21 protein-coding genes are annotated in these 19,622 nt (G+C 40.2%); 3 read left to right on the top strand and 18 right to left on the bottom strand.

The window, feature by feature from the left end:
- Positions 1 to 208 precede the first annotated feature (208 nt).
- The 5 genes from nuoH to AC6CHV_RS21435 are packed head-to-tail and all read right to left on the bottom strand — an operon-like array spanning position 209 to position 4,587.
- Positions 209 to 1,210, bottom strand: coding sequence for an NADH-quinone oxidoreductase subunit NuoH (nuoH, locus tag AC6CHV_RS21455; protein ID WP_121448488.1), 1,002 nt, complete (start codon positions 1,208 to 1,210; stop codon positions 209 to 211).
- Positions 1,210 to 2,310, bottom strand: a complete 1,101-nt coding sequence (locus AC6CHV_RS21450; RefSeq protein WP_341333234.1) for an NADH-quinone oxidoreductase subunit D — start codon at positions 2,308 to 2,310, stop codon at positions 1,210 to 1,212. The genes nuoH and AC6CHV_RS21450 overlap by 1 nt, the downstream gene beginning before the upstream one ends.
- 3 nt (positions 2,311 to 2,313) lie before the next feature.
- The gene (locus AC6CHV_RS21445) at positions 2,314 to 3,705 is read right to left on the bottom strand and encodes an NADH-quinone oxidoreductase subunit C (protein WP_341333235.1); all 1,392 of its coding nucleotides are present in this window, start codon (positions 3,703 to 3,705) and stop codon (positions 2,314 to 2,316) included.
- Between the two features lies 1 nt (position 3,706).
- Positions 3,707 to 4,219: an NADH-quinone oxidoreductase subunit NuoB gene (locus AC6CHV_RS21440; RefSeq protein ID WP_121448491.1), complete on the bottom strand. Its 513-nt coding sequence runs from the start codon at positions 4,217 to 4,219 to the stop codon at positions 3,707 to 3,709.
- Positions 4,210 to 4,587, bottom strand: coding sequence for an NADH-quinone oxidoreductase subunit A (locus AC6CHV_RS21435; protein ID WP_099360914.1), 378 nt, complete (start codon positions 4,585 to 4,587; stop codon positions 4,210 to 4,212). The genes AC6CHV_RS21440 and AC6CHV_RS21435 overlap by 10 nt, the downstream gene beginning before the upstream one ends.
- Positions 4,588 to 5,562: 975 nt before the next feature.
- Between AC6CHV_RS21435 and AC6CHV_RS21430 the strand changes: the two genes are divergently transcribed.
- Genes AC6CHV_RS21430 through AC6CHV_RS21420 form a run of 3 tightly spaced genes read left to right on the top strand, consistent with a single transcriptional unit; the run spans position 5,563 to position 9,217 of the window.
- The gene (locus AC6CHV_RS21430; protein WP_341333236.1) at positions 5,563 to 6,663 is read left to right on the top strand and encodes a GerAB/ArcD/ProY family transporter; all 1,101 of its coding nucleotides are present in this window, start codon (positions 5,563 to 5,565) and stop codon (positions 6,661 to 6,663) included.
- Positions 6,650 to 8,098, top strand: coding sequence for a spore germination protein (locus AC6CHV_RS21425; RefSeq protein ID WP_341333237.1), 1,449 nt, complete (start codon positions 6,650 to 6,652; stop codon positions 8,096 to 8,098). Before AC6CHV_RS21430 ends, AC6CHV_RS21425 begins: the two co-directional genes overlap by 14 nt.
- Before the next feature lie 3 nt (positions 8,099 to 8,101).
- Positions 8,102 to 9,217 carry a Ger(x)C family spore germination protein gene (locus tag AC6CHV_RS21420; RefSeq protein WP_341333238.1) on the top strand — a complete coding sequence of 372 codons (1,116 nt, stop codon included), beginning with the start codon at positions 8,102 to 8,104 and terminating at the stop codon, positions 9,215 to 9,217.
- 73 nt (positions 9,218 to 9,290) lie between these two features.
- Here the strand turns inward: AC6CHV_RS21420 and AC6CHV_RS21415 are convergent, their stop codons facing one another.
- The 13 genes from AC6CHV_RS21415 to AC6CHV_RS21355 form a co-directional block, all read right to left on the bottom strand.
- Entirely contained in the window at positions 9,291 to 9,398 is a 108-nt protein-coding gene (locus tag AC6CHV_RS21415; protein WP_440274061.1) for an ATP synthase delta/epsilon chain alpha-helix domain-containing protein, read from the bottom strand.
- A gap of 97 nt (positions 9,399 to 9,495) precedes the next feature.
- Positions 9,496 to 10,800 (bottom strand): DUF4179 domain-containing protein, encoded by a 1,305-nt coding sequence (locus tag AC6CHV_RS21410; RefSeq protein ID WP_440274060.1) that lies wholly within the window; start codon positions 10,798 to 10,800, stop codon positions 9,496 to 9,498.
- Complete coding sequence (locus AC6CHV_RS21405; RefSeq protein ID WP_440274059.1) at positions 10,776 to 11,315, bottom strand: RNA polymerase sigma factor; 540 nt, start codon at positions 11,313 to 11,315, stop codon at positions 10,776 to 10,778. The genes AC6CHV_RS21410 and AC6CHV_RS21405 overlap by 25 nt, the downstream gene beginning before the upstream one ends.
- A gap of 332 nt (positions 11,316 to 11,647) precedes the next feature.
- Complete coding sequence (locus AC6CHV_RS21400) at positions 11,648 to 12,052, bottom strand: F0F1 ATP synthase subunit epsilon (RefSeq protein ID WP_121448499.1); 405 nt, start codon at positions 12,050 to 12,052, stop codon at positions 11,648 to 11,650.
- 25 nt (positions 12,053 to 12,077) lie between these two features.
- Positions 12,078 to 13,499, bottom strand: coding sequence for a F0F1 ATP synthase subunit beta (atpD, locus tag AC6CHV_RS21395; protein WP_121448500.1), 1,422 nt, complete (start codon positions 13,497 to 13,499; stop codon positions 12,078 to 12,080).
- A 92-nt stretch (positions 13,500 to 13,591) separates the two neighbouring features.
- Positions 13,592 to 14,449 carry a F0F1 ATP synthase subunit gamma gene (locus AC6CHV_RS21390; RefSeq protein ID WP_440274058.1) on the bottom strand — a complete coding sequence of 286 codons (858 nt, stop codon included), beginning with the start codon at positions 14,447 to 14,449 and terminating at the stop codon, positions 13,592 to 13,594.
- Between the two features lie 324 nt (positions 14,450 to 14,773).
- A complete protein-coding gene (atpA, locus tag AC6CHV_RS21385) occupies positions 14,774 to 16,285 on the bottom strand; it encodes a F0F1 ATP synthase subunit alpha (RefSeq protein WP_099354578.1) in 1,512 nt (503 codons plus the stop codon).
- A gap of 18 nt (positions 16,286 to 16,303) precedes the next feature.
- Positions 16,304 to 16,840: a F0F1 ATP synthase subunit delta gene (locus AC6CHV_RS21380; protein WP_341333243.1), complete on the bottom strand. Its 537-nt coding sequence runs from the start codon at positions 16,838 to 16,840 to the stop codon at positions 16,304 to 16,306.
- Positions 16,837 to 17,361, bottom strand: a complete 525-nt coding sequence (atpF, locus tag AC6CHV_RS21375; RefSeq protein WP_341333244.1) for a F0F1 ATP synthase subunit B — start codon at positions 17,359 to 17,361, stop codon at positions 16,837 to 16,839. Before atpF ends, AC6CHV_RS21380 begins: the two co-directional genes overlap by 4 nt.
- Positions 17,362 to 17,588: 227 nt before the next feature.
- Positions 17,589 to 17,807, bottom strand: coding sequence for a F0F1 ATP synthase subunit C (gene atpE, locus AC6CHV_RS21370; protein ID WP_116352009.1), 219 nt, complete (start codon positions 17,805 to 17,807; stop codon positions 17,589 to 17,591).
- Positions 17,808 to 17,892: 85 nt separating this feature from the next.
- On the bottom strand, positions 17,893 to 18,627 hold the full coding sequence (gene atpB, locus AC6CHV_RS21365) for a F0F1 ATP synthase subunit A (protein WP_440274056.1): 735 nt from the start codon (positions 18,625 to 18,627) through the stop codon (positions 17,893 to 17,895).
- Positions 18,628 to 18,684: 57 nt separating this feature from the next.
- Complete coding sequence (locus AC6CHV_RS21360) at positions 18,685 to 19,053, bottom strand: ATP synthase subunit I (RefSeq protein WP_440274055.1); 369 nt, start codon at positions 19,051 to 19,053, stop codon at positions 18,685 to 18,687.
- 6 nt (positions 19,054 to 19,059) lie between these two features.
- A complete protein-coding gene (locus AC6CHV_RS21355; protein ID WP_121448507.1) occupies positions 19,060 to 19,281 on the bottom strand; it encodes an AtpZ/AtpI family protein in 222 nt (73 codons plus the stop codon).
- Positions 19,282 to 19,622: the final 341 nt, after the last annotated feature.

The raw sequence follows: 19,622 nt of genomic DNA, 5'->3' as shown, positions 1-19,622 counted from the left end.
AGTTTCTAGCCGCTGCAACTGGACAGGTCGCTACTGCTCCTACGGGGTCTCAAGTCTCACGCTTTTCCCGCTGGACTCTGAATTTGCTTCTTTGAAATAACCCACGCACGAAGAAAATGTGAATACATTTTCGAGGAGTCGCCACCTTACGCTCCAATCAACTAGGTTTGCACACTTATCAAAAAGCAACAAGTTTTTAGAAAAGAACCTAGAAAAATAATTCCTTAATTAAAGCCGATAAGAAGATGTTAGCTAATGCAATTGGAAGGAGTACTTTCCAACCGAATTCCATCAGTCTGTCAGCACGTAAACGTGGGAAGGTGGAACGGAACCAGATTAAAACAAAGATTACCAAGCTAAACTTTAATGAGAACCAAACGGCACCAGGTATAAAGTCTAGGAATAAAACTGGTTTCCAGCCTCCTAAGAAAAGAACGGTCGTTAAGGCTGCCATCGCAAACATATACACATATTCGGCAAGCATAAAGAAAGCCCATCTAAATCCTGAATACTCAATATGGAAACCAGCGACAATCTCTGATTCTGCTTCAGGTAAGTCAAATGGCACACGGTTTAATTCGGCAACAGACGCGATAAAAAATACAATAAAGGCAATCGGCTGTGCAAAAATAAACCAAACCTTATCCTGAGCTTCAACAATATCAGAAAGATTCAAGCTTCCAGATAATAAAATAACCCCAATCACTGACATCACCAGCGGAATTTCATAGGAAATCATCTGTGCAGCTGCACGCATTCCTCCCATGAGGGCATATTTATTATTCGATGCCCAACCACCTGCGACAATTCCAATCGTAGTGAGTCCAGATACGGCGATGTAATAGAGCAACCCCACCCCAATATCTGCAAATTTATAGCTTTCCGTAAACGGAAGTGCTGCCACAACCATGAAGGCTGGAGCAAACGCAAGCACAGGTGCAAGTATAAACAGGGGACGGTCCGCCACTTTCGGGATTACATCTTCTTTAATAAGAAGCTTTAATACGTCAGCCACTGTTTGTAAAAGCCCCCAGCGTCCCCCTACTTGGTTCGGACCCTGACGTGCTTGCATGAAGCCCATCACCTTACGTTCTGCAAGGATTCCATACGTAACGAATCCTAGGATGACTAATAGTAAGACGGTTGCAAGTAAAAAGAAAATACCAAAATTCAGCCAACTCGGAGGTGAATTCAGTAGGTTTTCTATCATTAGCCGTCAACCTCCCCGAGGACAATGTCGATTGCACCTAAAATGGTGATCAGGTTTGCCATATTCTCACCCTTTAAAAGCTTCGGGAGGATTTGGAGATTGTAGAATGACGGACGTCTGAATTTCAAACGATACGGTTCTTTTTTACCATCACTCGAAATATAGCAGCCAATTTCTCCACGTGGTGATTCAATTCGTACATATGCTTCACCCTTTGGTGCTTTAATTATTTTCGGAACCTTGGCCATAATCGGACCTTCTTCAGGGAATTGTTCCACAGCCTGTTCTACTATTTTAAGAGATTCCTCAATCTCTTCCATACGGCAGTGATAACGTGCCCATGCATCTCCACCGTCTCTCGTTGGTACGTCAAAATCAAAGCGGTCATAGATTGAATATGGCTCATCTTTTCTAAGATCCCATTTAACACCTGTACAACGAAGATTCGTACCACTTAGGGAGTAATTTAATGCATCTTCCTTCGTGTACTTTCCAACTCCAATGACACGGTCCCTGAAAATTTCATTTCCTGTTACTAGCTGGTGGTACCCTGGAAGCTGTGACCTCATATATGGAACAAATTCCTTTACCTTTTCAATCCAACCTTCAGGCGCATCCCATTTAACCCCACCTACACGCATGTAGTTAAAGGTCAGCCTTGCCCCGGAAAGCTCATTTAGTAAATTAATAATCATTTCTCTCTCTCTAAATGCATAAAGAAACGGTGTTGTTGCTCCGATATCAAGTAAATACGTGCCCCACCATACAAGGTGACTCGCAATTCGCCCCAATTCCATAGCGAGGATCCGTAAGTATTCAGCCCGCTCAGGAACCTCAATGTCCATCATTGTTTCAACCGCATGACAAAGTACATAGTTATTCGTCATCGCTGACAAATAGTCCATTCTGTCTGTGTACGGAATGATTTGTGTGTATTGCAAGTCCTCTGCAAGTTTTTCTGTTCCACGGTGTAGGTATCCAATTACGGGTGTAGCTTCTGTGATGATTTCTCCGTCAATTTTAACAACAAGACGGAATACTCCGTGCGTACTTGGATGCTGTGGCCCTACATTTAGGAGCATTTCTTCTGTACGAATCATATGCTACACCTCCACGTCAAACGGTTCATAGTCTTTTCTAAGTGGATGTCCCACCCAGTCGTCCGGCAATAGGATTCGTGTTAAATTTGGATGTCCTTCAAATTTAATCCCGAGCAAATCAAATGCTTCACGCTCTGGCCAATTTGCGCCTTCCCATAAAGGCTGTAAGGATGCAGTCGTTGGCTCATCACGGTCAAGCTTCACTTTTAATGCAACAGATTGACGGTTTTTATAAGAGTATAAGTGAACATACATTTCCATATGCGATTGGAAGTCTGTACCATGGAGTTCCGATAGATAATCAAATCCAAGCTGTTCATTAAACTTTAAAAACTGTGCAATCCTATAATATGTATCCGGCTTTGCAACAAGTGTTGGCACATCTTTTGATAATGTATTAATATATGAATCTTCTAAAACGTCACCACCTAGGTGCTCCGTGATTACTTTCACGTACTTATCCAAATATTTTTGGTTAGGTGACGGCGTTGCCTCTTCTTCTACTACTTCCCCAGGTGCTCCACCTGCAGCGGCTTTTGCTTTTGCTGCTGCCGCGGCCTTTGCCTTGGCTGCTGCAATTGCTTTCGCTTTTTCCTTCGCAAGATCGTCGCCACCACCGCCAGCTGCCGCTTTGGCTTTCGCTGCTGCCGCCGCTTTTGCCTTGGCTGCTGCTACAGCTTTCGCTTTCGCTTTTGCTAGTTCATCATCTGTTGATCCTTCGCCCGCTTTTTCAGCCGCCTTCTGCTTCGCCAGTGCTGCAGCCTTTGCTTTCGCTGCCGCAACCGCCTTTGCCTTCGCCTTCGCTAAGTCGTCATCACTTGATGCTCCACCAGCCGCTTTTTGCTTCGCTAATGCCGCGGCCTTCGCCTTTGCCGCCGCTGCTGCTTTCGCTTTCGCAGTTGCTTTGTCGTCTCCTTCTGACGTGTCCGCTGATGCGGCCTCTGCCGCCTTTTGCTTTGCTAGTGCCGCGGCCTTCGCCTTTGCTGCCGCTGCTGCTTTCGCTTTCGCAGTTGCTTTATCGTCTCCCTCTGACGTGTCCGCTGATGCAGCCTCTGCCGCCTTTTGCTTTGCTAGTGCCGCGGCTTTTGCCTTCGCTGCCGCTGCTGCCTTTTGTTTTGCAATGTCAATATTTACTTCTTCTGATGATTCTGAATCTTCATTAGACGCTGTCGCCTCTTCAGCTTGTAGTTTGGCCTTTTGCTTAGCTAGCGCCGCGGCCTTCGCCTTTGCTGCCGCAGCAGCTTTTGCCTTCGCAATATCTATATTTTCTTCCTTGGATTCCTCTTTATTTTTCGCTTCAGCTGCCTGTTTTTCGGCTAGTCGCTTTTTTGCAGCTTCCTTCGCCTTCTCTGCAGCCTCTCGCTTAAGTTGTTCCAGGTCTTTTTCTTCGCTCACGCTAAATCACCTTCTTCCCCGTTTTAGCCTCATAGCGAATCTTTTCTTTTAATTTATTAATCCCGTAAATAAGTGCAGCTGGGTTTGGTGGACAGCCTGGGATGTATACATCAACAGGTACAATCTGGTCGACCCCTTTCACAACCGCATATGATTTCACATAAGGACCCCCTGCTGTTGCACATGAACCCATCGCAATGACCCATTTTGGTTCTGGCATTTGATCATACAATCTCTTTAAAACCGGTGCCATCTTCTTGGTCACTGTACCTGATACAATCATGCAATCGGACTGACGTGGAGATGTTCGGAAAAAGGAACCAAATCGATCCAAATCATAGTGGGAAGAACCTGTCCCCATCATTTCAATTGCACAACAAGCTAGACCAAATGTAAGTGGCCACAACGAATTACTTCGCGCCCAACCTTTCACCTGCTCTAGCGTCGTCATAAATACACTTCTCTTTAACTCTTCCATCTCTAAATCTGAAATTCCATCAATTTTTAAATCCATTTTAACACGCCCTTCTTCCAAGCATATACTAAGCCGATAACGAGCATAACAACGAAAATCAACATCTCAACTAATGCGAAAATCCCGAGTTTTTCGTAGGCAACTGCCCATGGATATAAAAATACAGTCTCAACATCAAAAATAACAAACAATAACGCAAAGATATAATAGCGTACATTAAACTGTACACGCGAATCATGGAATGGCTCAATCCCACTCTCATATGTAGTAGCCTTCTCCTCACTCGGTGCATGTGGCCGTAGCAACTTCCCCAAAAACAACGCCACAATCGGGAGTAGAATTCCCAACAACAAGAAGACAACCACAATCAAGTAATTATTCAAATACTGATTCAACAGATCCTCCATGTAGCCCCCTCCGATATCTAATATAATCAAATGCGCCATGGCGTATTTGCACCCGATTTATTTTCAAGCTTGCGAAAAGTTTCTTTTCAAAATCGAGGCATCCGCCGGAGGCAAACTTTATTCAGTCACGTTTGGAACACACCACAATTATGTATTCAAATTTCATCACCAACTCGAAAAAGTATGGAACAGCACTGAATAAAATTTTATTGCCAAAATATTATAAATGTAACCGAATACATTATAGCACTTTTCCCAGCCTAGTGTCGACCAAACCTGGCACATATTCTACGAAATTACCATTTAAGACAAATAAAGTAAAAATGGGCAGAAAAAGCTTGTAATTCTAGTCATTTTTTCTTTAATTTATTGTTTCAGCCGGGGCTGAAATGATGTGCTTTACGTTCATTAAAAATAACAATTTCTATTTTTATAGAACAATAGTAAGGATCTTCATTTTTTCAATCATGTGATTCATGCCTCGAACAAGCTTTTTCACCAACTGAGGGTACGAATACACTTTATTCGTATCAATGCAATATACATTTATTCCTTTGGCTGTTTTCGCAAACTTTGTTGTTTTTATATCGTTGACTTCCGCTTCAGGTGGACGCTTTCCGCGGGCGTGGCTTGAGCCTCCTCGTCGCCACCTTACGCTCCAATCAACTTGGTTTGCAATTTATTAACAAAAAGCAACAATCTTTTAGAAAAGAGCCATACCTTTTGACTGTAAAATTACCTCACCAAAACCTGCATCTCCAACTCCATTCAATCCCTCCAACCTCTATCGTCCATAAATTTTAAATATTGTCCTATACTAATAGACTATTGTCCATAAACGAAAAATATCAGCCATAAATCAAAATTATTGTCCAAAAAAGGAAAGAGCCATGAAAACAAGCGGTTCTTATGCATAAGCTTTACCTTCAACGCACAACCTATAATAGGAAATGATTGATATTAAGGTGGCTTTAAATGAAAGGAAAGCTTATAAGCGCAGTTCATATATATGTACTTTTGATAATGTCTACCGGTTTTATGGTACATGTCCAGATTCTCCCTGTACTCTTATCAACTTCGAACAGGGATTCATGGTTAAGTGTTATTTTTAGCACGATTCCATTCATTATCTGGATTCTACTTGTTTACTATCTCTATAAAAAAATAAATGGGCAAACTGACATATTTTCATTGCTTAGTAAAAAAGTTAAATATAAATGGATTTACACTTTGCTAAACGGAATACTTGGTTCTTATTTCTTACTTGTAGCCTTGGTTACGTTAAAGTTCACATTTATATGGGCAAAAGGGAACTATTCTCTTGATACCCCAGACTTTGTTATTATCATCATGTTTGCTGTTGTATGTTTTTATGCTTCATTAAAAGGATTACTGACGATAAGTACAATCGCTTTTATTTCTTTACCTGTTGTATCTATCTTTGGTTTCACAGTTGGAATTGGAAACACACCGAGGAAGGATTATGAATTACTTTTTCCGTTTTTTGAAAATGGGTACAGTGAATTTTTGCAAGGAATCCTTTATTCATGCTCAGGTTTATTTGATATCGTTTTTTTATTGTTTTTAACCCCTTTTATCCAAAACAAACTTAAAGCTAAGTGGTTAATTCTGACTGGATTCATGCTTGTATGCTTAATTTTAGGCCCCCTAACAGGAGCTCTATCTGAATTTGGACTACAAGAGGCTGTAAAGCTGAGAAATCCTGCCTATGAAGAATGGCGATTGTTAAAAATAGGTGAACATATTACCCGATTAGATTTCCTGTCCATGTTTCAGTGGCTTTCAGGGGCTTTCGTTCGAATAAGTTTATGTTTGTTTATTGTGGAAAAGCTCTTTACGTTTCGAAAAAGCGCAAAATGGGTGCTTCCTACCCTTTATTCAATTCTAATTTTAGGTGTTTATATTCCATGGGATGCGCATTCCTTTTTTTTATTTTTAAAAAATATTTATTTCCCGATCAGTCTTGGTGTTCAAATCTTCATTTTACTATTCTTTTTATTACTGATTCATTTGGCGGGTGAAAAACATGGAGAAAGTAAAAGTGAACAAAGTTGAAGTCCTCATAAGCAATCTGAAGAATTGGTTTGAAAGTTCTTCAGATATCGTAGTTAAAGAGAAGTCGTATGGAGAATTCACAATAACATTCATGTATTGCCCTCATTTAGTAGATATAAATAATATGAATCAAGTCATTTTTCCAACCATCTACGATGTGTGGGAATCAAATGGATTCTTAACCTATGATGTAATCAGCAATGTCCTCGATGTAAATAAGCCCAAAGATTTTAACCATGCAAAACAAGAAATCGAAGAAAAACTATACTCAGGAGAATTGCTTATTTTTAGTCATGACTTAAAAGATCTTTTTTTTATCCCTGTATCAAAGATTCCAAAGCGGAGTCCTGAAGAATCAAATTTAGAATCCTCTATTAGGGGGCCTCGAGATGGATTTGTAGAGAATATATCGGATAATATGGCGTTAATCCGTCAAAGGTTAAAAACCTCTTCTCTTAAAAGTGTTGAATTCTCCATTGGAGAACGAAGTCGTACAAAAGTAGTCCTGCACTATATAGACGATATTATTAATCCATCTGTATTGGAAGAGGTCAAAAAACGAATTGAATCCATTAAAGTGGATATTCTCGTTAGCAGCTATTCGCTCGAGGAACGCCTATTTGATAGTTCATTTTCTATCTTCCCCCTGATGGATCATTCAGGAAGACCGGATTTCGCTGTAAAATCATTGACCCAAGGGAGATTTGTCATTTTAGTAGACGGAAGTCCATCTTGTTTAATAGGTCCCACTAGTTTTAATCAAACCTTATTTTCACCTGAAGATATGCACGATAGTTTTTATTACATCAGTGTTGTTAGGATATTCAGGCTCTTTGCGCTCCTAATCACCATTTTTCTACCTGGATTTTATATTTCTTTAATCTCCTTTCAAATCGACCAACTACCATATCCACTCGTCGCAACGATATCGGCATCTCGATTAGGTCTCCCGTTATCCGCACCAATGGAGACATTTTTGATGCTCGCCTTATTTGAATTATTTAAAGAGGCAGGGGTTCGTCTTCCAAAACCCGTTGGACAGACTGTGGCTGTTCTAGGTGGATTATTTATCGGAGATGCAGCAATTCGCGCGGGCTTAACTTCGCCTTCCTGTCTAGTCGTGATTTCAATTACCGTCATTTCTGGTTACATACTGATAAATCAAACCATATCAAACAATATTGTGATCTTGCGATTTTCTGTCCTATTGATTTCTTCGTTCCTAGGATTATATGGTTTTTTCATTGCATTATTCATTATTATGACTATACTTGTTTCATCAGAAAGCTTTGGTTATCCTTATGTGACATCCTTATATCGACCTAAGCCTAGAGATCTGATCAATAGTTTGATTAGGCTCCCCTTTCCCTTTATGAAAAAACGAAACCAAGCATTTCAACCAGTAGATTCTGATCGTGAGGCACAAAAGGAGTAGGCTATGAAAAAAACTCTTCTTGTTATCATCATATGGATTATAGTTGTGACCCTTGTCGGTTGTGGAGCAAAAGAAATTCAAAGTCAAGCATATATTACAGGGATAGGGATTGATTACGCAGATGGTGAATTTATTGTCTATATCCAAGCTCAGAATTTTGCAAATATCGCAAAGCAGGAGGGTACGTCTTCACTCCAAGAATCCGTACCAAATTTGATTGGAGAAGCTAAAGCGAAAACTATATACGCTGCCTTAAATGAATTGGAGCAAAAATCACCACTGCCATTTTATTATGGACATGTGAATACCATCATTTTAAGTGAGAATGTGATAAAGGATCAAATGAAATCCGTAATAGAGTATATTGGGCAAAATCCATTATTGCGGTACAATCTCTGGTTTTTTGGGACTAAGGAGAATGTCAAAGATATCTTATTAGGAGATAGTTTCTTTAACTTTGCTTCCCTTTACACGATCATTCACAATCCAGACCTGCTTTTGATAAATAATTATATTATCCCAATCAAAGAATACAATCGTTTTATTTCCACCTATTATCAGCCTACAGGATCATTTATCATCCCTTCTCTCTCATTAAACGATGCGAGTTTCTCAGAGGAGGATAAAAAAAATAAAATCGCCATTGTATCAGGTGGGTTTGCGGTATCACAGCAACAATACAAAGGGTGGATAGCTAAAGAAGACTTAGTAGGATTAAAGTGGTTATCTAAGGATATAAACAACATTCCATATAATTTAATAGAAAATAAGATAAGTTTAATTATCCAAAAACCTAAAATGACAATAAAGGTCGACCGTGGCTCAACACCCACCTATCAATTGACTCTAAAAATGAATGTTCAAATTGCACAAAACCAGGAAAATCTTAGCTATACCGAGATAAAAAAGGAAGTCGAAAAACAAATTAAAAAAGAACTTGAAAAGACCATACAAAAAAGCGATGCTATACAAACAGATCTATTAAACATCAGCGAAAAGGCATATCGGTATCATTTAAAAGAATGGGATTTAGCTACGATTAATTCGGTTAGTAAGGATTCTATTAAAAAGATTGATGTTAAAGTGAATATTATTAAAACTGTGCATTACAAAAGATAGATAGTAATAAGGACGATTTCGCCTACAAAAACCCCCAGAATCTAAAGGACTCTGGGGGTTTTCAATACTAAAATTAGGATATGTTTTGGGTTACATTTAATCGATTGATAGCACGTTTTAAAGCGCGCTCTGCCTGTATAAAGTCTACATTATCTTGTTTAACCTGCAAGCGTTGCTCCACGCGCTTTTTTTGCTTCGCTAGTACGAACTACGTCAATCGCTTCGCTGTTTTTTGTAGCTTGAGCCAGGATTGTTACTTAGTAGCCCCGAAATGACATTTACTCCTCGAACTCAATCGTTACCTCTAGCTCCTCCAAATAATTAGGAGCTTTTTGTTTATAGGTGACCACCTTAATATCCTCCACTGCCAGATTAGCCTCACACTGTAGAAGATACTGATTGGTCGTGCCTTCTACTCTTTTTGGAGCATTCTCGGAATAATAGGCATTCCCATTGGTATCTTCAATCCAAATACTATTTGACTGATAGTACCCATTATCTCCAGTGGTCTCTACCGTAAGCGTCACGATCCCATCTTCACTCTTAACATCCAATACCGATGTTTCTCCGATTTCACCTTGTGGAAGTACCAGCTGTTTTCCTTCCCACTTGGCTCTAACTTCTTCTGCTTTCTCCTCAGTTACATCCCACAAATATGGTTTAATGGTCAGTGACTTTGGAATATTTTCCAGAGGCTCAAAGTATTGTTTCAAAGTCTGCACAATTTTCCCCTTAGACAAACCACCACTTCCACCTCCACTCAATGGTTGTAGCACACGTCCTTGGTCGTCAACAACCTGATAATCCATCCATTCATATTTATTATTATTGTAAGTTTTTTCATCCATAATTTGACGCATTGCAATTTCAGTACTCGTCGGGAAAAATGTAACCTTATCGACTTGAATCGTTAAATCTTGCGTTTCCAACAATTCATTCACTAAAAATGCTTGATTAGTTCCTTGTTTCTTAATTGGTATTTCCACATCCAATGATTTTTCTTTTTTCGACTTGATTCCTAGCGTAAAATTCTCAGGAAGTTCCTCACGAATTTTAATGCTTATGACTCCAGCATAATCTCCATTTTTTAACTCCTCACCACGTCCTCCCATCCCATAGCTGACTCCTTTCCCATCAATAGTCAACCATAAGTCGGATAGAAAATCAGTAGACTGTTTGTGATCCACTTGTGTATACGATTCAATCAGGTACCCAATATGGATCTGTGACCCATCATAAAGGCTTTCTGTGAAAGTAATCACTTGCCCATTTACTTCTACTTGTTGCCCAAGTAATGTCGTCAGCCCTTCTTCTTCACCCTTTTCAGTTCCAATATCCCCTACCATTTTAAAGATTGAACCGATTACAGGAACAGACCTCATTGTTTCGGCTAATGTCGGTGACATAAACGATATCCCAAAGAGAAGGAACCCTACAATAAAAATGGCAGCAGCTGAATAATAGAAACGTGGATATGTTTTCTTCTTCGGAAGGGATCGGAGTGTTTCATTCATGCGGTGCTCCACATTTACTGGAAGCTGTGGATTTGCCTTTAGCCTTATTTGCTCTTCCCATTTGTCCATATGGATCCCTCCTCCATTTCATTCCATAGATCACGCATTTTTTCACGGGAACGACGTAATCTCGTTTTAATTGTATTTTCAGGAACCTCATAAATATGAGCTAACTCCAAAATCGATATTCCCTCAATATGAAAAAGTTTCAACAACCGAGATTGCTCATCCGGTAATTTTTCCAGCATTTGCTCAACCTCAACTTTTTCATAACCAGTTTCCTTTATTGGAGTTTCTAGCCATTCCTCCATATGAACCACATTCTTTTTCTGTCTTAGCAGCTGGTAACATTCATTTATGACAATTTTGCACAACCAGCTTTTAAAATACTTAGGCTCTCTCAACGTATCAATCTTTTCGTATGCTTTGATGATGGCCTCCTGTATCACATCCGCACAGTCCTCATCGTTCGATAAAATTGTCTTTGCCACGCGATACATCAAAAGCTTATACTCGATCATCAGTTTTTCAAAGGAAGACTTGCTCCCACGCTTAGCCTTTTTCACCTCTTTTGCGATATCCAAAGTATGCTCTCCTTTCCGAGTCAACCTACTTCTTAGATACAAGAAAAAGACCTAAGGTTTCATCAAAAATAAAAATTTCCAATATTCTTTTTAGACTGTATGTAAAATCAAGATTTTTTTACAGCCACATAAAACCCTGTATGCACCGTAAAAGGGGAATGTTACATTTTCATACTATCAACGTTATATTGATTCTATTGGTAATTTACAGTTCTATCCATATTATTCCGGTTCGATCGATTTTAGCAACATCCTCTTGCCTGTCAATGTAAATGTCTCCTTTTATGCGAAAAACCCCCGGGCCATAGGCCACAGGGGTTCCAAATACTAATTTAGTATTTATTTTGTGTTACGTTTAATCGATTGATGGCACGTTTTAAAGCGAGCTCTGCCCGTTTAAAATCTACATTATCTTGTTTCGCCTGCAAGCGTTGTTCTGCGCGCTTTTTCGCTTCGCTAGCACGTTCAACGTCAATCTTTTCAGCTGTTTCAGCAGCTTGAGCAAGAATTGTTACTTGGTCAGGACGAACCTCGAGAAAGCCTCCACTTACAGCCACAAGTTCAGTGTTGCCTTCCTTCTTAAGTCTAACTGCCCCTACTTGAAGAGGAGCAACCATAGGAATATGTCCTGGTAGGATACCAAGCTCACCGCTCTGAGCTTTGGCACTTACCATTTCCACATCAGCTTCATAAACTGGGCCATCAGGAGTCACGACATTGACTTTTACTGTCTTCATTTTATACCCTCCTAAGTCCCGTTAATTATGCTTCAACACCCATGCGCTTTCCAGCTTCAACTGCTTCTTCAATTCGACCAACTAGACGGAACGCATCTTCAGGAAGATAATCGTATTTTCCTTCTAGGATTTCCTTGAATCCACGAACAGTTTCTTTAACTGGTACGTATGAACCTGGTTGTCCAGTGAACTGCTCCGCAACGTGGAAGTTTTGAGATAAGAAGAATTGGACACGACGTGCACGGTGCACGATTAACTTATCCTCATCACCTAACTCATCCATACCTAGGATTGCGATGATATCTTGTAGTTCACGGTAACGTTGTAATGTTTGTTGTACTTGACGTGCAACATTGTAGTGCTCTTCGCCAACAACTTCAGGAGATAAAGCACGAGAAGTAGATGCTAATGGATCCACCGCTGGGTAGATACCCATCTCAGAAAGCTTACGCTCAAGGTTTGTTGTTGCATCTAAGTGAGCAAACGTTGTAGCTGGAGCCGGGTCAGTATAGTCATCGGCAGGAACATAAATCGCTTGGATTGATGTTACAGATCCAACGTTTGTTGATGTAATACGTTCTTGTAATTTACCCATCTCAGTTGCTAGAGTCGGTTGGTAACCAACGGCAGATGGCATACGGCCAAGTAGGGCTGATACTTCAGAACCTGCTTGAGTGAAACGGAAAATGTTATCAATAAAGAATAACACGTCTTGGCCTTGCTCATCACGGAAATATTCCGCCATTGTAAGACCAGTTAAAGCTACACGCATACGTGCACCTGGTGGTTCGTTCATTTGTCCGAATACCATCGCTGTTTTTGAAATAACTCCAGAGTCTTTCATTTCGTAGTATAAGTCGTTTCCTTCACGAGTACGCTCACCTACACCAGCGAATACGGAAATACCACCGTGTTCTTGTGCGATGTTGTTGATAAGCTCTTGGATAAGAACCGTTTTACCAACTCCGGCACCGCCGAATAGACCGATTTTTCCACCTTTAATATATGGAGCAAGAAGGTCTACTACCTTAATACCAGTTTCAAGAATCTCAACCTCAGTTGAAAGTTGTTCGAATGTTGGTGCTTCTCTATGAATTGCATCACGACGTGCATCAGCAGGTACTGGTGCATCAAGGTCAATGCTTTCACCTAGAACGTTAAATACACGTCCAAGTGTTACATCACCAACTGGTACCGAAATCGGCTTCCCAGTATCAGTAACCTCTAATCCACGAACTACACCGTCAGTAGATGACATCGCAACTGTACGTACAGTGTCATCACCTAGGTGAAGCGCAACTTCTAATGTTAAATCGATGTTAACTTCGTTTGCATCACGCGCACTATGTTTAATAGTAAGGGCGTTATAAATCTCAGGAAGATGGCCGCTGTCAAACTGTACGTCTACAACAGGACCCATAACTTGGGTAACGCGTCCTTTTGTCATCGTTTTCCCTCCTAACTTACTTTTCGAGGTCATTCAAATTTTTTTCGCTCATTTTGAATGCCATGATAAATCTATCTTATGTTGTAAATGTTCTATTCGAGTGCTGCTGCTCCACCGACAATTTCCGTAATTTCTTGCGTAATTGCCGCTTGACGTGCACGGTTGTATGAAAGAGTAAGTGAGTCGATAAGCTCTTTTGCATTGTCTGTCGCATTTTTCATCGCAGTCATACGAGCCGAGTGTTCACTTGCTTTTCCGTCTAAAAGTGCTCCGTAGATGAGACTTTCAGCATACTGAGGTAGCAATACCTCTAAGATATCTTCTTGTGAAGGTTCAAATTCATAAGAAGTTTGTTTTTTGTTTGCAGCTAAGTCCGTTAATGGAAGTAGCTTTTTCTCCGTTACATCGTGTTGAATCGCACTTACGAAGTGGTTATACCACATGTAAAGCTCATCATACGTACCATCCGCGAACATGTTCACAGTAGCATTGGCAATATCTTTAATTTCAGCAAAAGATGGCTGATCAGATAAACCAGCGATTTCTAAGCTAACCGAAATTCCTCTTTTTACAAAGAAGTCTCGGCCAACACGACCGATTGCGATTACTGTGAACTCGTCTGTGCTTTTATGACGTTTTTGCATCGCTTGGTATGCACCACGAATCACGTTACTGTTATATGCGCCAGCTAGTCCACGGTCAGAAGTAATGACGATATAAGCAGTCTTCTTAATTGGTCTAGAAGTTAGCATTGGATGACTTGCATCCGAGCTGCCTACTGCGATATTCGCAACGACCTCTTGAATTTTTTCCATATAAGGAACAAACGATTTTGCATTTGCTTCAGCACGGCTAAACTTAGATGCTGAAACCATCTGCATCGCTTTAGTAATTTGACTTGTTTTCTTCGTTGAAGTGATTCTTGTTTTTATATCACGTAAGGATGCCAAAGGTTCTCACCACCTTTTCCTCGATTATTCGTAAACGCTTTGGAACCGAGTCTTCCTAGCTTTATTCAGATAAGCGACGCACGCATTGCGCGTCGCTTACGCATTTCGTTTTATGTCCAGCTTCAGCTCCCAGCGACTAGCGAGACTTCCCTCACCCTCCGTACGATAAGCTCAACATCGAATCGCTTTGCTCTTCGTGTTTCCTTTATCTCCAGTAGTAGGAACACAGACTAAGTTCGCCACGTCCTGTGGCAACGTCTGTGTGACCCACATCGTGTGGGCCTCAGTCCATACGTCGCTATACGGTCGCTTACGCATTTCGTTTTATTCAGAAACAGCGAATGTCTTTTTGAAATCATTGATTGCAGAAGTAAATACTTCATCATCTGGAAGTTTTCCAGTTGACTTAATGTGATCAAAGATTTCAGCTTTACGGTTATGCTCTAACCATACGAAGTATTCTGCTTCGAAACGAGAAATATCTTCTACTGGAATATCATCTAAGAATCCACGAGTTAATGCATATAGAATCGCAACTTGCTTTTCTACTGCTTGTGGTTTATTTAGACCTTGTTTTAATACTTCTACTGTACGAGCACCACGGTTAAGTTTCGCTTGAGTTGCTTTATCAAGATCAGAACCGAACTGAGCGAATGCTTCAAGTTCACGGTAAGAAGCAAGGTCAAGACGTAATGTACCTGATACCTTCTTCATCGCATTAATTTGCGCAGATCCACCAACACGTGATACGGATAAACCTGCGTTAACGGCAGGACGTACACCTGAGAAGAATAAGTCAGATTGTAAGAAGATTTGTCCGTCAGTAATCGAGATAACGTTTGTTGGAATGTACGCAGATACGTCACCAGCTTGTGTTTCAATAAACGGTAAAGCTGTGATAGATCCGCCACCTTTTTCGTCAGAAAGCTTTGCAGCACGTTCTAATAGACGAGAGTGTAGGTAGAAAACATCCCCTGGATATGCTTCACGACCTGGAGGACGACGTAGTAATAATGAAAGTTCACGGTATGCAGAAGCCTGTTTTGTTAAGTCATCATAAATAACTAAAACGTGCTTACCATTGTACATGAACTCTTCGCCCATTGTTACACCCGCATAAGGAGCTAAGAATAACATTGGAGCTGGTTGAGATGCAGAAGCAGTTACAACGATTGTGTAATCTAATGCACCGTTTTTACGTAAAGTTTCAACAACACCACGTACTGTTGATTCTTTTTGACCAATTGCAACGTAAATACAGATCATATTTTCGTTCTTTTGGTTAAGGATTGTGTCGATTGCAACAGATGTTTTACCTGTTTGACGGTCACCGATGATCAACTCACGCTGACCACGACCGATTGGAATTAATGCGTCAATCGCTTTAATACCAGTTTGTAATGGTTCATGAACAGATTTACGGTCCATGATTCCAGGAGCTGGACTTTCGATTGGACGAGTTTTAGTAGTTTCGATTGGACCAAGACCATCAACTGGTTGTCCTAGAGAGTTTACAACACGGCCGATCAATGCTTCACCAACTGGAACCTCCATGATACGTCCAGTACGACGTACTTCGTCACCTTCACGAATGTCTGTGAAAGGACCGAGGATGATAATACCAACGTTGTTTTCTTCAAGGTTTTGTGCCATACCCATGACACCGTTTGAAAATTCAACGAGTTCTCCAGCCATGACATTGTCGAGGCCATGAGCACGTGCGATACCGTCACCGACACTGATAACTGTACCAACTTCGCTCACTTGTATTTCAGACTGATAGTTTTCAATTTGCTTTTTTATCAGCGCACTAATTTCTTCAGCTTTGATGCTCATGAATTTCACCCCTATCTTTTAGCGGATAAGTTCACGCTCTAAGCGTTCTAACTTACCTTTTACACTTCCATCAAATATACGATTTCCGATTCGAAGCTTAACGCCACCAATCAGACTAGGATCTACAATATTTTGAATACGTAATGATGTCTTTCCAACTTTACTAGCAAATACGCTTGAAATTCCTGATTCCTCTGAGTCTGTTAAAGGACGTACAGAGTATACTGTTGCATCAGCAATCCCGCGTTTGTCATTCGCTAATGTGATAAATTCATCCGCAACGTCTGCGATGATATCCTCACGATGACGGTCAATCAGTAAATGTAGCGTGTTTAATGTCATCTGAGAAAATCCTTGAAAGGATTGCGTTACAATCGCTTTTTTCTTATCGACTGAAAGCTTTGGATTTCTTAACACAGTTTGGAATTCATCGCTATTTGAAAACACTTGTTTAACCGTACGAATTTCTTCTTCGTACTGGTCAAGTGCATTTTGTTCACTTGCTAATTGAAAAAGAGCTACTGCATATCGCTTTGCTACGATTCCTTTGCTCATCGCCCTTCTCCTACCTCTTGAATATATTCGTTAATTAACTTCTCTTGATCTTCAAGGCTAAGTTCCTTTTCGATAACCTTAGAAGCAACTAACACAGATAGTGATGCAACTTGTTCGCGTAAAGCTGTAACAGCTTGTTCTTTTTCTTGAACGATTTCCTGTTTTGCAGCTTCCTTTAAACGGTTTGCTTCCTCACGAGCAGCTTGGATAATTCCATCTTTCTGCTCTTCACCTAATTTACGTGCATTTTCGATTAACTCAGCAGCCTCAGTACGTGACTTTTTAAGTAATTCACGTTGTTCTTCTGCTAATTTTTTCGCTTCTTGGTGATTTTGTTCTGCAGAATCAATTTCATTCGCGATATGTTCTTCACGTTGTTTCATGATGTTCATGATTGGACCGAACGCATACTTACGAAGTAACGCTAATAAAATGATGAATACAACCAATTGGAAGATGATGTCACCAAGGTTGACTGGTAATCCACCAGCGGCAGCGCCTAAGACAAAAAGATCTAACACCTATATTCCCTCCTTTTGCGAGTTCCAGGTCGAATGGAAGTCCTTATTTTCATCAAACATGCGCAAATACGCACAATTATTTTTAAAAAAATTTGGTTTATACAAAGGAATGGCGAAGGTTCTCTTGGAATGATCTTCGCCATTTTGTTCATGTTGCCTTCACTTTTATATGGTTACAAAATAAGAGAATCCTTACATGCAACCAAGGAAAGCTTCGAGAAATCTTCTTACGCGTTAGCACCAAATACCATGAACGCGATAACAACCGCGATGATAGGAATCGCCTCAACTAACGCAACCCCGATGAACATAGTAGTTTGAAGTTTACCTTGTGCTTCTGGTTGACGAGCAATCCCCTCAACTGTACGAGATACGATAAGACCGTTACCGATACCAGCACCTAGTGCCGCTAAACCAATTGCAATTGCTGCTGCTAATAAACCCATTGAAATAGTCCTCCTTTAATTGTATAAAAAAATAGTAGTAGTTTATTTTTGTTGTCCAAAAAGTCTCATTTTGGACAAGTTTTTATTAGTGGTCTGTACTCACTTTGTGAGAAATATAAACCATTGTTAACATTGTGAAGATGTATGCCTGAATGGCACCAACAAAGATACTGAATCCTTGCCATGCAATCATCGGAATAAAGGCTCCGATTGTACCTAAAATTCCACCAAAGAAACTTTCGCCATAACCACTTACTGCCATCCCTGCGATTAATCCAAGCAGGATTTCACCGGCATAGATGTTACCAAATAGACGCAGTCCGAGAGTTAAAGTGTTTGCGAATTCTTCGATAATTTTCAACGGGAACATAAATGACATAGGTTTAAAGAAATCCTTACCGTATTCTCTAGCACCTTTCATCTTTATTCCATAGTAATGCGATAGACCAACAACCATAACAGCTAATGTTAATGTAATCGTTGGATCTGCAGTTGGAGACTTCCACCATAACTCATGGCCAAAAATGACCGCAAATGGTAACCCTAAAAAGTTAGATACAAGGATATACATAAGTAAAGTAATCCCTAATATTTGGAAGCGTCCGCCAGTTTGCCAGTCCATCGAACTTTTAATAATTCCTCGAACAAAGTCCATGACCCATTCCATAAAGTTCTGAGCACCGGTTGGCTTCATTGCAAGGGTACGAGTTCCAAGAACCGCAATAATGAATACAATCACGCTTGCGATTGTGATCATTAACATGTTAGATTTACTAAACCAAAGTCCAAACAATTCAAACGTAGGAGCTTCGTGACCCAACAGTATTCACCTCTCTTCCCATATTGTCTAGCACAAAGCTTTGCCTCGCGCTTTAGTCTATTTATGAAGTTTTTGAAAAAAGAAATCTATCATAATGACAAAATAAGCTGTCATTAATCCAATAATCATACTACCTAAATTAAACTCTTGTGGATACTCCATTACGACTAATACTGCCAAACCAGCAATCGCCATACGAGACATCGTCCCAAGTGAGCGTACCGTTCGTCCCTCTTCATAAGCTTTTGTAAATTGCTTATTTTTCCGAGCCAACGAAAAGAGGAAATACAAACTTCCTACTGTCCCTAGTATTAATCCTAAGAAGACAGCTTTGTATGCAGTAAATCCCCAGCCTAGTACATAGATTGCAAGTAAGTAGAATATGTATTTACGATACCTCGTAAATGCTGTGGTTAAATCCTGCATATCAAGTTAATCTCCTGAGAAAAAATGATTGACTAGTCGAAGTGTTGCATATACTCCAGTTGCTAGTCCTAATAGAAGGCCGATAATTAAAAAAAGTGGTTCTGTGTCAAGCATTCGATCAACCCATCTACCGAGGAAAATACCTACTAGAATTGATCCCACTAATTGAGATAGAATACCAGACATGAGCGCATAGGCTCGTAAAGGGTGCTTGTCATTTTTACGCATCCGCATACCTCACTTCAGCGTCCGAGGCAGGTTTTTTTACATGTCTGAAAATACTTAATTTTTCAAGAGTTTATACGATGTAAACCTTCTCATCGATACCCTTTGTAAGCATACAATAGGCACCCTTTAATGTCAATTGTTTGCAGGGAAAAAGTTCAGTTTCTCACAAGCATTTTTGGGGGTTCCATTTTTGCTTACAAAAAGCGATTTAACAGTGATTTTTATTAGTCCTATTATGGTAGTGCAAATCCAAAAATTCAAACATCGTTCACAAAATGTTCATAAATGACCAGCCACTATCAAATACGCCTTGGCTTATTTGCGTCTGATTTTTTGCGGCT

The sequence above is a fragment of the Ferdinandcohnia sp. GQ5 genome (genome assembly GCF_059759275.1).
The sequence above is the reverse complement of the archived record's forward strand: the minus strand, read 5'-3'. Positions and strand labels throughout refer to the sequence as shown.

Coding starts and splice junctions, on each gene's coding strand:
- atpD (WP_121448500.1), bottom strand. CDS start 13,499: ATGACAAAAGGACGCGTTACCCAAGTTATGGGTCCTGTTGTAGACGTA.
- AC6CHV_RS21355 (WP_121448507.1), bottom strand. CDS start 19,281: ATGCGTAAAAATGACAAGCACCCTTTACGAGCCTATGCGCTCATGTCT.
- AC6CHV_RS21430 (WP_341333236.1), top strand. CDS start 5,563: ATGAAAGGAAAGCTTATAAGCGCAGTTCATATATATGTACTTTTGATA.
- AC6CHV_RS21360 (WP_440274055.1), bottom strand. CDS start 19,053: ATGCAGGATTTAACCACAGCATTTACGAGGTATCGTAAATACATATTC.
- AC6CHV_RS21440 (WP_121448491.1), bottom strand. CDS start 4,219: ATGGATTTAAAAATTGATGGAATTTCAGATTTAGAGATGGAAGAGTTA.
- AC6CHV_RS21450 (WP_341333234.1), bottom strand. CDS start 2,310: ATGATTCGTACAGAAGAAATGCTCCTAAATGTAGGGCCACAGCATCCA.
- nuoH (WP_121448488.1), bottom strand. CDS start 1,210: ATGATAGAAAACCTACTGAATTCACCTCCGAGTTGGCTGAATTTTGGT.
- AC6CHV_RS21400 (WP_121448499.1), bottom strand. CDS start 12,052: ATGAAGACAGTAAAAGTCAATGTCGTGACTCCTGATGGCCCAGTTTAT.
- atpA (WP_099354578.1), bottom strand. CDS start 16,285: ATGAGCATCAAAGCTGAAGAAATTAGTGCGCTGATAAAAAAGCAAATT.
- AC6CHV_RS21420 (WP_341333238.1), top strand. CDS start 8,102: ATGAAAAAAACTCTTCTTGTTATCATCATATGGATTATAGTTGTGACC.
- AC6CHV_RS21380 (WP_341333243.1), bottom strand. CDS start 16,840: ATGAGCAAAGGAATCGTAGCAAAGCGATATGCAGTAGCTCTTTTTCAA.
- AC6CHV_RS21410 (WP_440274060.1), bottom strand. CDS start 10,800: ATGGACAAATGGGAAGAGCAAATAAGGCTAAAGGCAAATCCACAGCTT.
- AC6CHV_RS21435 (WP_099360914.1), bottom strand. CDS start 4,587: ATGGAGGATCTGTTGAATCAGTATTTGAATAATTACTTGATTGTGGTT.
- atpE (WP_116352009.1), bottom strand. CDS start 17,807: ATGGGTTTATTAGCAGCAGCAATTGCAATTGGTTTAGCGGCACTAGGT.